Annotated in this window: 13 protein-coding genes and 1 tRNA gene; 6 read left to right on the forward strand and 8 right to left on the reverse strand. The window is 62.2% G+C overall.

From position 1 onward, the window contains the following. Nucleotides 1–287: 287 nt before the first annotated feature. On the reverse strand, nt 288–752 hold the full coding sequence (locus tag KHO31_RS38485) for a hypothetical protein (RefSeq protein ID WP_201081491.1): 465 nt from the start codon (nt 750–752) through the stop codon (nt 288–290). 163 nt (nt 753–915) lie between these two features. Between KHO31_RS38485 and KHO31_RS38490 the strand changes: the two genes are divergently transcribed. The 4 genes from KHO31_RS38490 to dhaK all read left to right on the forward strand — a co-directional run bounded on the left by KHO31_RS38490 (nt 916) and on the right by dhaK (nt 5042). Then, nucleotides 916–1254, forward strand: coding sequence for an ATP-binding cassette domain-containing protein (locus tag KHO31_RS38490; protein WP_236061714.1), 339 nt, complete (start codon nt 916–918; stop codon nt 1252–1254). Between the two features lie 31 nt (nt 1255–1285). After that, nucleotides 1286–2776, forward strand: coding sequence for a M81 family metallopeptidase (locus KHO31_RS38495; protein WP_201081493.1), 1491 nt, complete (start codon nt 1286–1288; stop codon nt 2774–2776). 123 nt (nt 2777–2899) lie between these two features. Continuing rightward, nucleotides 2900–2976 (forward strand) — tRNA-Val (locus tag KHO31_RS38500). Nucleotides 2977–3335: 359 nt separating this feature from the next. Next, entirely contained in the window at nt 3336–5042 is a 1707-nt protein-coding gene (gene dhaK, locus KHO31_RS38505; RefSeq protein WP_211626042.1) for a dihydroxyacetone kinase subunit DhaK, read from the forward strand. A 90-nt stretch (nt 5043–5132) separates the two neighbouring features. On the opposite strand, the gene KHO31_RS38510 is transcribed toward dhaK, so the two are convergent. Continuing rightward, nucleotides 5133–6020 (reverse strand): amidohydrolase family protein, encoded by an 888-nt coding sequence (locus tag KHO31_RS38510; protein WP_201086530.1) that lies wholly within the window; start codon nt 6018–6020, stop codon nt 5133–5135. Nucleotides 6021–6022: 2 nt separating this feature from the next. Next, nucleotides 6023–7321: an MFS transporter gene (locus tag KHO31_RS38515; protein ID WP_201081499.1), complete on the reverse strand. Its 1299-nt coding sequence runs from the start codon at nt 7319–7321 to the stop codon at nt 6023–6025. Nucleotides 7322–7476: 155 nt separating this feature from the next. Between KHO31_RS38515 and KHO31_RS38520 the strand changes: the two genes are divergently transcribed. Together KHO31_RS38520 and KHO31_RS38525 are read left to right on the forward strand one after the other, a co-directional pair. Next, nucleotides 7477–8220: a GntR family transcriptional regulator gene (locus KHO31_RS38520; RefSeq protein ID WP_201081678.1), complete on the forward strand. Its 744-nt coding sequence runs from the start codon at nt 7477–7479 to the stop codon at nt 8218–8220. Between the two features lie 325 nt (nt 8221–8545). Further along, the gene (locus tag KHO31_RS38525) at nt 8546–9856 is read left to right on the forward strand and encodes an MFS transporter (RefSeq protein WP_201081501.1); all 1311 of its coding nucleotides are present in this window, start codon (nt 8546–8548) and stop codon (nt 9854–9856) included. 15 nt (nt 9857–9871) lie between these two features. Here the strand turns inward: KHO31_RS38525 and KHO31_RS39800 are convergent, their stop codons facing one another. From KHO31_RS39800 to KHO31_RS38545, 5 genes are all read right to left on the reverse strand, one after another. After that, complete coding sequence (locus KHO31_RS39800; RefSeq protein WP_268962508.1) at nt 9872–10006, reverse strand: hypothetical protein; 135 nt, start codon at nt 10004–10006, stop codon at nt 9872–9874. 3 nt (nt 10007–10009) lie between these two features. Then, nucleotides 10010–11065, reverse strand: a complete 1056-nt coding sequence (locus tag KHO31_RS38530; RefSeq protein ID WP_201081502.1) for a permease — start codon at nt 11063–11065, stop codon at nt 10010–10012. A 29-nt stretch (nt 11066–11094) separates the two neighbouring features. Continuing rightward, the gene (mnmH, locus tag KHO31_RS38535; RefSeq protein WP_201081504.1) at nt 11095–12162 is read right to left on the reverse strand and encodes a tRNA 2-selenouridine(34) synthase MnmH; all 1068 of its coding nucleotides are present in this window, start codon (nt 12160–12162) and stop codon (nt 11095–11097) included. A gap of 132 nt (nt 12163–12294) precedes the next feature. Continuing rightward, nucleotides 12295–13359 carry a selenide, water dikinase SelD gene (gene selD, locus KHO31_RS38540; RefSeq protein WP_211626044.1) on the reverse strand — a complete coding sequence of 355 codons (1065 nt, stop codon included), beginning with the start codon at nt 13357–13359 and terminating at the stop codon, nt 12295–12297. 48 nt (nt 13360–13407) lie between these two features. Further along, on the reverse strand, nt 13408–13594 hold a 187-nt coding region (locus tag KHO31_RS38545; protein ID WP_211626046.1), incomplete at its 5' end, for a hypothetical protein.

The following is a 13594-nucleotide window of genomic DNA, read 5'->3' on the forward strand; positions in this document are numbered from 1 at the left end:
ACGACTCCACGCCGATGATAGTGCGGATTCCCGTGTGAAAGTAGGTAATCGTCAGGCTCCCACGCATGTCCAGAAACCCCGCCCTCAAAGGCGGGGTTTCTGCGTTTACGGGCCAGAAAACGGGCGCAAAAAAAGCGGGCACAGAACGGGCTGCGTCTCCCGCCGGGCCGTCACGACCAGGATGGCATACCCACACCGGTGCTTCGTGCGGGCGTCTGTCCGTCATGATGGCCGGGAAATCGCCGGCCAAGGGTTCCTTCGGCCTCGTCCTATATCATCCGATCCGGCTAAGCCCGTTTCCGCATCGGCGTCTGATGCGGCACGCCTGCGGTAAAGCGGTCGAGTCGTTCACTGGCATCGGTGATCGCCCAAAGGGGCGCGCTGTGCAATTGCCGATCGTAATTCGTCGCGATTTCAGCGAAAAGCGCGAAGCCTGCGCTGTCCAATCTCCACTCGCCGGTCTCACGGCCAATATCGAAAACCGCCGACACTGCGCGTTCCGCCGCACCGAGTTGTTCGCCAGTTACCGAGCCGAAGCCGGACTCGGCCAGAAAGCCCGTCAACAGCATGACTTGCGTGAGTGTTTGCGCATCGCTCGTGCTGCCGGCTCCCCGGCGCAAGGCGTCGAGCGCCAGATGCACGCGCAGGGCAAGGTCGTCGGCGATCTTCCGGGCGATCGGTAGCAGCATGGCTTTGTCGTGCCGAGCACGTGCAGCGCCGGTATTGCGGGAAAACGGAAGAGGTTGTGCCATGACGGTCCAGTGTTATGCCTGTGCAGATGCAATAACGGCGCGGGCCGTAAAAGGTTGAGCCCTCACGAGGCTGCCGCAACCCAATTGGCCGTTTTGAGCAGTGGGATGACTGCGCACAAGCTACTCGGCAGCCGGTCGACTGGGGTGCGTCTGGGCTTTCATTTTGCCAAATCAGACCCTTTCGATTTCCCTCGCCAACATCACTTCTGATCCAGCCCATCAACCGCCACTCGCCGAAATACATCCGCGCATCATGCTGCGCACCGTGCATTTGGTGACCAGTGCGAATGGGGCCGGCAAGGCAGCGCTATTTCACGTTTTGACTGATACATTGCCAAGCTCGGAAGGGAAGATCATCTTCGACAGTCGTGACCTGACGCATGAACCCGACCATAACCGCGTGCGCCGCGGCGTCGTGCGTTCGTTTCAGGTCACGACCTTGTTGGCGAATCTGAGCGCGCGCAAAAAGCTGGCTGCAACATCCTGTTGCAGGCAATGCTGAACGCCGCGCAAACGGCAGGGAGCACCCAAGCATGAAGATCCTGATTGCAAGAATGAACCACGAGACCAACACGTTCTCGCCGGTAGCCACACCGCTAGCAGCGTTCGGCCGCAACGGCCCGAGTTACGGTGAAGACGCGTTCAACGAAAACAAGAGCATGCAGACGGCAATGGCCGCGTTCATCGATGCTGCCGAGCGCGAGCATGCCGCGATCGTGACGCCCGTTTCCGCGTCGGCGAATCCGAGCGGACCGGTCGAAGCCGCCGCTTACGACGCGATCTGCGATGCGATCGTTGCGGCCGCAACAGGTTGCGATGCCGTGATGCTCGACCTGCACGGCGCGATGGTCGGCGAGAATTCGAATGACGGTGAAGGTGATCTGCTCGAACGCGTGCGTGCCGCGCTACCGGATGCACCGATTGCGGTCGCACTCGATCTGCATGGCAACGTCACGCAGAAGATGATCGACAACGCCGACGTGATCGTCAGCTTCAAAACCTATCCGCACGTCGATATGTACGAGACTGGCGCGCATGCAGCGCGTCTGCTGTTCGATCTTATCCACGGCAAGGCGAAACCGGTGATCGCATGGCGCCAGCCGCCCCTGCTCACGCATACGCTGCGCAGTGCGACGGCCGAAGGCGCAATGAAGCGTGCGGTAGAGGCCGCACGCGCGGCAGAGGCCGATGGCATGCTCGCGGTGTCGGTGCTGTCCGGCTTCTCGTTAGCCGATATCGAGGCGCCGTGTATCAGTGTCGTAGTGGTGGGAAACTGCGAGCGTGCGCAAGCGGAAGCCGTGGCGGAGCGCATCGCGCGGCAGATCTGGAACGAGCGCGAGGATTTCGTTTATCGCAGCGCGCCGCTGGCCGAGTCGGTCGCGCAGGCCGCAGCGCTCGCGCAGGGCGCGGACAAACCGGTACTGCTGCTCGATCACGGTGACAACTGCATGTCGGGCGGCACGTGCGACACGATGGATCTGCTGGAGGAGGCGCTCAAGCAGAAGCTCGAAGGTGTCGTAAGCGGGCCGTTGTGCGATCCGCAAGCCGTCGCGGCGCTGATGGCGGCCGGCGTCGGCAGCACGGTGACAGTGACGATCGGCAACAAAGTCGCAAGCAGCGCGGTGACGCTGCGGCCACCCGTTGCCGTGACCGGCGTTGTGCGCGCGCTAACCGATGGCGAATACGTGATCAGCGGCCCGACCTATACAGGCCAGCGCGCGTTCATGGGGCGTGCGGCGGTGCTCGACATCGGCACGGTCAAGCTTGTCATGACCGAGCACACGCACGAACCTTGGGACCTCGGCGTGTTCGAGAGCGTCGGCATCGATCCGCGCCGCGCGCGTTTCCTGTTGCTCAAATCGCGCATGTACTGCCGCCCCGTATTCGTGCCTATCGCTGCGGCGCTGGTGGAGTGCGATAGCCGCGGCGTGACGAGTTCGGATTACCGGCTGTTCAGGTTCGAGCACGTGAAGCGGCCGGTTTTCCCGCTGGATATGCAGACCGAGTGGGCTTCGACGAACTGAAGCAAAAGGAAAACGAATCGCGCCACGTATTGCGCGACGAACCGATGGACATCCGTTCGTGAACATACCTGTCTTGTGGGGCTTGTGCGGCGCGTGCGGAGTCTCTATAATTCGCGCCTCTAAAGGCTCGTAGCTCAGTTGGTTAGAGCACCACCTTGACATGGTGGGGGTCGTTGGTTCGAATCCAATCGAGCCTACCAACGCACAGGTGATGTAGACGAAAGCAGCTCTGCTTTCGTCTACTATCATCTTCTCGCATCACATCGGCGCACATCGTGATAGTGCGGCTGTTCTGTCAGTCTCTCCCTTCCGCATTGCCTTCATTTCGCCACAGTCTGACTCGTTCGCTGATGTGTTCGCGCATTCGCGCTCGCCGCATATCGATGCATTTTCACTAGCGCACGGTCGTAGGTATGTTGAGGTATTGGCATGAGTACAGTCGCCGCTTCTCCTCGCATTTTTCCGATGCGCGGTACAGTTGAGCCTCCCGGTCTCGCAACTGCATAAACTGCCGTGAGCTCGCGACACAGGGCCGGTAGCTTAAAAGGAAGCTGACGCAATGAAGAAGCTCATCAACGACGTCTCCGTAGTCGTGCCGGACATGCTCGACGGACTCGCAGCGCTCAATCCCAATCTCTCGTTGCTGCAAGGCAGCACGATCGTCGTGCGCGCCGATGCCGAGGCCGTTGCCGCGCGCGGCGAAGTCGCGCTGATCTCGGGTGGCGGCTCGGGCCACGAACCGGCTCATGGTGGCTATGTAGGTCACGGCATGCTGAGCGCCGCGGTAGCGGGCGAGGTGTTCACGTCGCCCTCCACGGATGCCGTGCTCGATGCGATCCGCGCAGTTGCCGGCGCCGCGGGTGCCCTGCTGATCGTGAAGAACTACACGGGCGATCGCTTCAACTTCGGGCTCGCTGCCGAGATTGCACGTGCGGAGGGTATCCCCGCAGAAATGGTGATCGTCGCCGACGACGTCGCGCTGGCAGCGAGCGGTGACCATGCGGGCCGTCGTGGCCTCGCGGGGACGGTGCTGGTTCACAAGATTGCCGGCGCGGCGGCCGCAGCGGGACGCCCGCTGGCCGAAGTTGCGCAGATTGCGCGCGACGTGGCCGCTTCGCTCGGCACGATGGGCGTCGCGCTCACGCCATGCACGGTGCCGGCGGCGGGCAAGCCGGGTTTCGAGTTGGCCGATGACGAAATCGAATGGGGCCTCGGCATTCACGGCGAACCCGGTGTGGAGCGCGGCGCGATGGAACCGGCCGACGCGATCGTCGATACGCTGCTGGCGAAGATCGTCGGCGACTTATCGTTGCAATCTGGTGCGCGAGTGGCGCTGCTGGTGAACAATCTCGGCGGCACGCCATCGAGCGAATTGAGCATCGTGGCCGGATCCGCGCTTCGTTACCTTGGGGCACGCGGCATCCAGGTGGAGCGGGCGTGGGCCGGCACGTTCCTGAGCGCGCTCGAGATGGCGGGCGTCTCGCTGACACTGCTGCGCGTCGACGATGAGCGGCTTGGCTGGCTCGACGCCGCCGCGCACACTACTGCATGGCCAGCGTTGAGCGGTCGCGTCGCGCAGGTTTCCGTGCGGCCCGCGCCGGCCACGCCGGATCGTACAAACGGCGCGACGCTCACTCGAGAAGCGACTTTGCGTCACGTGATCGAAGCCGTGTGCGCGTGCCTGCTCGAAGCCGAGCCGACCTTGACCGACATGGATCAACGCGTCGGCGATGGCGACCTCGGTATCAGCCTGTCGCGCGGGGCGCGCGGCATTCTTCATGAACTCGATGCCTATCCTGCGGAAACAGCGCCGGGTGCGGTGTTGCGCAGCCTGTCCGCAACGATCCGGCGCGTGGTCGGCGGTACTTCGGGTCCGCTTTACGCGGTGATGTTGTTGCGCGCCGCGGTCGCGCTCGAACGATCCGGTGAGGTGTCGGCGAAGGCGTGGTCGGTGGCGTTCAGCGAGGGCGTTGCCGGATTGATGGCGTTAGGCGGTGCGCATCCAGGCGATCGCACGATGGTCGATGCGCTGAAACCTGCCGCCGATGCGTTGGAAGCCGCGCTCTCAAAGTCAGAAGGCGGGCTCGACGCAGCTTTGAAAACCGCGGTCGACGCAGCGACTGAAGGCGCTGCGCAAACTGCGTCGATGCATCCGCGGCGAGGTCGGTCGAGTTATGTCGGCGATCGCGCGCTCGGTTACGCGGACCCTGGTGCGCATGCAGTAGCGTTGTGGCTCGCCGCGATTCGCGGGGCGCTGGCTGATTGAGCGGCTGACTACTGCGCAGTGCTGTCACTAGCCTGAAGAAGCAGTCCGCGTCGCCGATAAACAGGGCGGACTTTGGCCTTATCGCTTCGCTCAGGAAGTGCGTTGCAGCGCCGCCTTTGTCGACGTGCAGCGGTTCCCGGATTCCTGTTCGAATCCATAGAACGACGCAGGGGTTGTGCATAGAATCGCGTTGACCACGGCCGCGTCCAGGCCGAGTTCCAATAGCGTCGATAACGACTGGCCGTAGTTCATCACCTGTTCGTACTGCGTATGGGGCCAGTCGCTTCCCCACATCAGCCGCCCGGCACCGAAATGTTCGACAAGCTGGATCGTCGCCTCATGCACAAAGCCAGAACCGGGAGCAGCACATCGGTAGGCGCCCGAGACCTTGACCCACACGCGCCCGGTTCCACCATAACCGAGCAAAGTCTTGAAGCCGGAATCGTGAATTCCTTTCTCAGGGTCAGGTCGTCCAAAATGATCGACGACCACGGGTATGCCGGCTTCCAGCAGCCGGTCGAGCATCGGTGCCAGGTCCTGCGCATGCCGATGTAGTTCGATGTGCCAACCCAGTCTTGACAATCGCTCGAGCAATAACGTCCATGATTTCGCTCCCAGATCCGGCAGTGCCTGCTCGATCAGATTGAGCCGTATGCCGGTTACGCCTCGACCGTGCAGCTCGGCCAGCTCTTCCTCGGAAACATCGGGCGAGATCACCGCTACACCCCTTAGGCGGTGCGTGTCTCGGGACAGTGCTTGTAGCAGGTAGCGATTGTCCGTCCCGAGAAAGCTCGGCTGGACCAGAACCGCGCGCCCGACGTCGTGCGCGTTTAGCAGTTGCAAATAGGTGTCGAGTGTTGCGTCATAGCCAGGCGCGTAGCGTCGGCCAACCGTGAGCGGCAAGCCTCTCTGGAAAACGTGCGCGTGAGTGTCCACGCGACAGGAGTGGGATTGAGCGAGGGATGTGGGCGCACTCATGTTCAACTCCGCGGCTGGTCCAGGGTCAATCGCGCATTGTCGACGGCATCGGGCGCCGACTCAGAGACCACGCCACGCAGACGTTTGCCGCGCGTCTCGGGAAGGAGCAACACAGCGATCATCGCGAGGCCGTAAGCAATGGCCGCGTCGATTCCGATTGCCATGCCGAGCGACATCGAATGACTCATATAGCCGACGAGCACAGGGAAGCCCGCCGAGGCGATCCGTCCGAAGTTGTAGCAGAATCCGACGCCTGTGCCGCGCATGTCGGCCGGATACAGTTCGTTGAAAAGCGGGCCGAGGCTCGCTGGGATGCCCGCGGCGAACAAGCCGAGTGGGAAGCCCAGCACGAGCATCTGCGTGTTGGTCAGCGGCAGCATCACGTACGCGAGAACTGTAACGATGCAGCAGAACGCGAAGAGGGCGACATTGCGCCGGCGGCCAATGCGATCGAGCAGATAGGCGCTCGCCATGCAGCCGCACCAGAACGCCACGATGACAACCGCCAGATAGCCGCCGGTGTTCAGAACCGACAGGTGCCGTTCTTTGGCAAGGAAGGTGGGCAGCCAGGTCATGATCGCGTAGTACCCGCCGTGGGCGCCGGTGCCCAGCACGGCGCCGATCACGGTGGTCCGGAGCACACGCGGCTGGAAGACCTGAGTTATCTGCCCGAGTAGCGGGATCTTGACTGCGGCGCTTGCCGGCGCGACGCGTGCCGGTTCCTTCAGATTGCGCCGTACGAATAGAACAAGACCGGCCGGCACCAGGCCGACGGCGAACATCACCCGCCATGCGGTGTCCGACGGCAACCAGGAGAACGCCGCGGCATACACCAGCACGGCCGCGCCCCAACCCACCGCCCAGGCGCTTTGCACGGCACCCATTGCCTTGCCGCGGTGTTCGGTCCGAATGGTTTCCGCCATCAGTACCGCACCTGCTGCCCATTCGCCGCCGAATCCGAATCCCTGAAGCGCCTTGAGAACCAGCAGTTGCGGGAAGTTTTGGGCGAACGCGCAGAGAAAGGTGAAGCCGGCGAACCAGAGAATCGTCATTTGCAACGTCCGGACGCGCCCGATGCGGTCCGACAGCGCGCCTGCGATCCAGCCGCCGAGTGCCGAAGATATCAACGTCACGCTGCTGATCGCGCCGGCCTGCGTATGGTCGATGCCGTACGCGGCAATGATCGCGGGGATGGCCAGGGTGAACATCTGCACGTCGAGCGCGTCGAGCCCCCAACCCGCAAAGCACCCCCAAAAGGTGTTGCGTTCCAGGGGCGTGCCCTGCTTGTACCACGTGAACATAGCCGTCTCCATTCCGCAACTCATGTAGTCATATATATGAATGTATGAATGGTGGTCGTAAAGCTATGGAAAGTCATTGAGTATTAACCCTTGCTCACGTTGTCGGCACGTGATGTTGTACAGTAGTTACTCCTCTGAACAACTATATGAATACTATGGAAGCGGCCCCTTTCGTGACCAAGCCGGATGATCGGTTGCCCCGTTATCAGCAATTGCGTGACGACCTGGTTGGCCGCATTGCCTCAGGTGAATGGGCGCTGGAGGAAGCCATCGCCACAGAGGCAGAGTTGGGGCAGTTCTATAACGTCTCCACTGGAACGGTTCGTAAGGCGATTGATCTGCTCGTTGCCGACGGCGTGCTTACGCGCAGCCAGGGTAAGGGCACATTCATCCGCCGGCCCCGTTTCGATTCGTCGCTGTTTCGCTTCTTTCGTTTCAAGTCGCGCGACGGTAAGCCGGTGCGGCCGACAGCGCGCGTGCTCAAGCGCGAAGTCGTGAAGCCTGGCGAAGAAATTCGCTCTACTTTGCGGATGAAAGCCTCTGAAAAAGCAATTCACCTGTCGCGTGTGCGCTTGATCGAAGGCCAAGCGGTTCTGTCTGAAGAAATCTGGTTGCCGCGCGCGCGTTTCGAACCCTTGGCCACCTTGCCGCTCGGCGATTTCGAGGACTTGCTGTATCCGTTGTACGAGCGTCTTTGCCGGCAGATCGTGGCGTCCGCTACGGAAATTCTAAAAGTAGAACAAGCCACATCCGACGATGCCTCGCTTCTCAACGTAGCGGTCGGCAGCCCTGTCATTCAGGTCCACCGTGTCGCGTCAGACTTTGCGGGCACACCGTTCGAATGGCGCAGCACGCGCGGCGCAGCCACGACGTTTCAGTACCAGGTGGAAATCCGCTGAGTCGGCGACACGCTGGAATGCCGCAGGGCTGATCCGCTGTGTGATCGATCGCGCTGTATCTGGCCTTGCTCGATCTGCTGCGCGGGATCCATCGTGATTGATCCCGCGCTTGCTGGAGCGCCGCAACCTTACCGCGCTTTTTGAACGCAGCGCCGCCAGGACCGCTGGGCCGTACGCGCCTATTCGGGTATCACCTCATGGTGTCCGATGCCAATTCATATAAACATATATATGAATATATCAATTTGGCCGTTTTCCTCGACGTAGCGGCTGCCGTGCCGCCAGGCGAGTGTCGATGGCGGCGGGCGAGAAAACCGGAGCGGACATGTCTACGCAGACAGGATTTGAGCAGCAGGTAATGAGGAAGATGGCGTGGCGGTTGATGCCGCTCCTGATCGTCATGTTTCTGATTTCGTTTATCGACCGCCAGAACGTTGGTTTCGCCAAGCTGGAGATGGTGCACGCCCTCGGCATGACGGAAGCTTCGTACGGGCTGGGGGCCTCGTTGTTCTTCATCGGCTACCTCATCTTCGAGGTGCCCAGCACGCTGGCGTTGCATCGTTTCGGCGCGCGGACCTGGCTCGCACGCATCATGATGACCTGGGGCGTGGTCACGGTGCTGATGGCATTCGCGCGCTCGCTGCCGGTCTTCTATTCCTTTCGCTTCGCACTGGGCGTTGCCGAAGCTGGTTTTTATCCTGGCGTTATCTACTACCTCACGCAGTGGTTCCCGCAAAGCTATCGCACCAAAGTGCTGGGGTTCTTCACGCTGGGCAGTTCGCTCGCCAACATGCTGGGCTCGCTGGTCGGCGGTCTTCTGCTGACGCTGGGTGGCACGTGGGGCTTCGCGGGTTGGCAGTGGGTGTTTATCGCCACCGGCATTCCCGCCATTCTGATTGCGTTCGTCGCGCTCAAATTTTTGCCGAATTCGGTGCAGGACGCGCCGTTTCTTTCGCGGCAGGAGAAGGACGTCGTCATCGCCGCGCTCAAGCGGGAAGCGTCGGATGACGCCAAGGCGACGCGGCCTTGGGGCGCATTGCTCGATCCGAGGGTTCTTATGTTCGCGATGACGTACATGCTGATGTCAACGTCGTTGTACGGGGTGACCTACTGGATGCCGACATTGCTGAAAAGCGATGGCGTGTCGTCGTCCCTGAACGGTGTGTTGAACATGATTCCGTGGGCGCTCGCGACACTGCTTCTGCTGTGGCTGCCCGGCAAGCTCAAGCGTGAGCGCGTTGTGTTGAAGGCGATGAGCGTGGTGGCTGGCGTCGGCGTCGTTTGCTTCGCGTCGAGCCTCGTTTTGCCGACCGCGTCGTTGCGCTTTGCCGCGCTGTGTCTGGGCGGGGCGTGCATCCCGCTGCTCTATCCGTGCTTCTGGTCGCTGCCCCCGCGGTTCTTCTCCGGCGCAAGAGCCGCGGCGAGCGTGGCAGCGATTAACGCGATCGGCAATCTAGGCGGCTTTGCTGGGCAGAACCTGATGCCTTATGTCGGCAAGGTGGCGCACAGCCATGTCGCGCCGATGCTGGTGCCGACCGCGTGCCTGTTCGCATTGGGGATTGGCACGGCGCTCGCCGCGTTGATCGGCGCACGTCGCAGGATGACGCTCGAGTCGGCGACGATTCGTCCGACGTAAACCGCTTCGATCTTCTCAGGGACGGAGCAGATCGAAGCCGGCTAGCGCAACGACCCCGCTAACGACGATCAGGGCGACCGAATGCTGTCCGAAGTAAAGAAGGGCAGCGGCCGACCAGCTCGTCGCCGTGAATGCTGCAATGCGTTTCATGCTTTAAAACCCCAATGCTATAGCCAGCAACCCGCTGACCACTCCACAAATCACTACCGCCAGCGCCACCACGGTCAGCACACGCTTCGGAAACGAACGTCCGAGCATGGCCATCGACGGCACGCTGATCAGCGGCAGCGTTATCAGCAAAGCGCCAGCCGGGCCGGCGGCCATGCCGAAGGAGAGCATGGCCTGAATGATCGGCACTTCGCCCGCGGTCGGAATCACGAACAACGTTCCGGCGATCGCCAAAGCGACGATCCACAGCAAACTATTATCGATGCTGGGTCCGATGTGCGGAAACAGCCATGCCCGCGCTGCGCCAAGAATCAGTACCAGCACGATGTATTCAGGAATCAGCCGCAGGGTCATGGTTCCGAGGATTTTCACCCAGCGTGTGAACGCGGTGCCCGGATCGTCGCTGGAGACCAATTGCGCCATGGCTTCGCGCGACGCCTCGGCTTCTTTCGGCGTGACCATGAGGTTCACCAGATAGCCGAGTCCGAACACCATCACGAGCCCCAGGGCGAGCCGCAAGCCCATCCATTGCCAGCCGAGCACGAAGCCCATGAAGATCAGCGTGGCGGGATTCAAAGCGGTATTGCCCAGCCAGAAAGCGATCGCCGCTCCCGGTGCCGCCTGACGGGCACGCAAGCCGGCCACGACCGGTGCTGCGCAGCACGTGCACATCATGCCCGGCAACGACATCAGGCCACCCTTCACGACGCTGCTGAAGTCGCTGCGGCCGAGCGCGCGCGCGACCCACTGCGGCGGAATCAGTGCCTGCACCGCCGAGCCCAGCAGAAGGCCCAGCACCATCGCTTGCCAGATCGCCTTGCCGTAGGCCAGCGCGTAGTCGATGGCTGCCTGCCACGAGGCCGCCGGCGCGCTCGACGACGTCCCCATCAAGATCGACTTCCCAATGGAGTGCTGGCTCGCGGCGACGAAGGCCCGGTTGTAGTACGGGAACCACTTCACGTAGAAGAGGCCGACGACGGCGATCAGCAGAAACACGATCCAGCCAAGCGCGACACGGGGCTGCCGAAGGGTTGATTGCATGATGAATGGTCTTGGACGTTAGTTTTTAATCAGATGACAGTGAGCGTGCTGTTGTTGAACTGGACAAGCAGTGCTTTTGCCTGTTCAACGACATCGGCGTCGTTGGGCCGAAAATTCATTTGCAACGCACGCGGCAACTGGACGAAATGCTGATGGCTGCTGCGCGCATACGCCGGATCATAGTGCCGTTCGATCAGCTCACGAGCGAGTTCGGCCCGCCTGTTCTCATCGACGAGCTGTTGCCAGCCCGTGACACGTTCGCGGCTATGCAGGCCGATCATCTTCTGCAGTTGTGCTTTCAGCGATTCAGGATCGTCGAACAGATGCGCATAGTCGTGCAGCAGGAACGCCGCGCGGTCTTCGTGGCTCGATAACACTTCGACGCAGGCTCCCTGGTGGAACGTTTCGAGAAGCGCAAGCGGCAGCGCAATCGAACCGATCCGCCGGCTCTCTGCTTCGACGAATACCGGCCGCTTGGGGTCGAACCCGCGCAGGGCGGTCACCAGTAGCGTGTCGAAGCGCTTTTGCGACGGTTGCGCAACGCCCGCCAATGCGCCCAGCAACGAGCCGCGATGGGCCGCCAGTGCTTCGAGGTCCAGCGTCTGCGCGCCAGCCTGGTTCAGCGCTTCGAGCAGGCGCGTCTTGCCGCTGCCTGTCGGGCCCACCAGCGCGATGTAGCGGAACGTCTTCGGCAACGATTCGAGGATGTCCAGCGTTGCGCGCCGGTAGCCTTTATAGCCGCCGTCCAGTTGACGAGCCGGCCAGCCGATCATATTGAAGAGTGTCGTGACCGAACCTGAACGTTTCCCGCCGCGCCAGCAATAGATCAGCGGCCGCCAGTTGCGCGGCCGGTCGGCGAAAGTCGTTTCCAGATGATGCGCGATGTTGCGGGCAACCAGCGCCGCGCCGATCCGTGTGCCTTCGAACGCCGAGACCTGCTTGTAAGTCGTGCCGACCAGAACGCGCTCTTCGTTGCTCAGCACGGGCGCGTTGAGCGCGCCGGGAATGTGGTCCTCGGCGAATTCGAGAGGCGTGCGCACATCGATGATTTCATCGAAATCACTGGCTTGATCGAGGCTGACTAGTAGATTTTTCAAGGGGTTACGGACGAAACGGACCGACGGGAGGAGCGAAATTATCGCATGCGCCGTCAATACCGGCTGACGGGCCGTTTAGCCCTGCTTCCGGAACTACGGCTCCTCGCCTCGTCCAGCAACCCCGCCCGCGCCTCAGATAACTTCGACCCGCCGTTCTCCGCCGACCATTTCGCCGATCACGCGCGCCTCGCCGAAGCCGTCGGCGCGGAACAGGGCGAGCACCTCGTCGACCGCTTCCGGCGCGCACGAAACCAGCAGACCGCCCGAGGTTTGCGGATCGGTGAGCAGGGTGCGGGCAGTCGGCGGCAATGAGGCCGGCAGGATGACGTCTTTGCCGTAAGCGTCCCAGTTGCGCCCCGAAGCACCGGTAAAGATGCCGGCCTCTGCGAAGCTGACCACATCAGGCAGCCACGGCAAATCCGCGTAGCGCACGCGGGCAGTCAGATTCGACCCGCGTGCCAATTCCAGCGTATGGCCCAGCAGGCCAAAACCGGTGATGTCCGTGAGGGCATGCACGCCATCGAGCTTGGCCAGTTCTGCGCCCGGCCGGTTGAGCTTGGTCGTGGCCGCGATCATCGCGGCATAGCCGTTTGAATCGAGCCGGTCTTTTTTCAATGCCGCGGACAGCACGCCCACGCCTAGCGGCTTGCCGAGGATCAGCACGTCGCCCGCTTGCGCGCCAGCATTGCGTTTGACACGCCGCGGATCGACCACGCCGATGGCAACGAGGCCGTAAATGGGCTCTACCGAATCGATCGAATGGCCGCCGGCGAGGGGAATGCCGGCTTCGGCGCAGAGAGACTCGCCGCCCTTCAGCACCGCCGCGATCACGTCGTGCGGCAGCACATTGATCGGCATGCCGACGATCGCCAGCGCCATGATCGGCTTGCCGCCCATGGCGTACACGTCGGACAGCGCATTGGTTGCGGCGATGCGGCCAAAGTCGAACGGGTCGTCGACGATCGGCATGAAGAAGTCGGTCGTGGCGACAATCGCCTGCTCGTCGTTGAGCCGGTAGACGGCAGCGTCGTCGGCGGTATCGTTGCCGACCAGCAGGTCGGGAAAGAACGGCAAAGGCGCACTGCGCTTGAGCAGATCGGCAAGCAGGCCGGGGGCGATCTTGCAGCCGCAGCCTCCGCCGTGCGACAGGCTGGTCAGGCGGGGCGACTGAATGTTGTTTGCGGTGGTATCGGTCATTGGCGCGGATTTCAGGCTCTGAATGACGACATTATGATGGTTGTTTCGTCACGGCGTGGGCATTGCGGGCACAAGCGGCATGGGGCCGTTGCAGAGGCGGCGCGGCAGGGCGGCTAAAAGAGCGCCTTGGAAGCATTCCAATCCCGCGTCGGGCTCGGCGTTGGCGGAGAAACGGAGATGCGGTATACCGGTGAACGGCAGCGCCGCAATGACCGACACGGCAATGGTGCATGCC

This window comes from Paraburkholderia domus, from assembly GCF_905220705.1.
Lineage (GTDB): Bacteria > Pseudomonadota > Gammaproteobacteria > Burkholderiales > Burkholderiaceae > Paraburkholderia > Paraburkholderia domus.

Coding starts and splice junctions, on each gene's coding strand:
- KHO31_RS38520 (WP_201081678.1), top strand. CDS start 7,477: ATGGAAGCGGCCCCTTTCGTGACCAAGCCGGATGATCGGTTGCCCCGT.
- dhaK (WP_211626042.1), top strand. CDS start 3,336: ATGAAGAAGCTCATCAACGACGTCTCCGTAGTCGTGCCGGACATGCTC.
- KHO31_RS38495 (WP_201081493.1), top strand. CDS start 1,286: ATGAAGATCCTGATTGCAAGAATGAACCACGAGACCAACACGTTCTCG.
- KHO31_RS38525 (WP_201081501.1), top strand. CDS start 8,546: ATGTCTACGCAGACAGGATTTGAGCAGCAGGTAATGAGGAAGATGGCG.
- selD (WP_211626044.1), bottom strand. CDS start 13,359: ATGACCGATACCACCGCAAACAACATTCAGTCGCCCCGCCTGACCAGC.
- KHO31_RS38485 (WP_201081491.1), bottom strand. CDS start 752: ATGGCACAACCTCTTCCGTTTTCCCGCAATACCGGCGCTGCACGTGCT.
- KHO31_RS39800 (WP_268962508.1), bottom strand. CDS start 10,006: ATGAAACGCATTGCAGCATTCACGGCGACGAGCTGGTCGGCCGCTGCC.
- KHO31_RS38510 (WP_201086530.1), bottom strand. CDS start 6,020: ATGAGTGCGCCCACATCCCTCGCTCAATCCCACTCCTGTCGCGTGGAC.
- KHO31_RS38515 (WP_201081499.1), bottom strand. CDS start 7,321: ATGTTCACGTGGTACAAGCAGGGCACGCCCCTGGAACGCAACACCTTT.
- KHO31_RS38530 (WP_201081502.1), bottom strand. CDS start 11,065: ATGCAATCAACCCTTCGGCAGCCCCGTGTCGCGCTTGGCTGGATCGTG.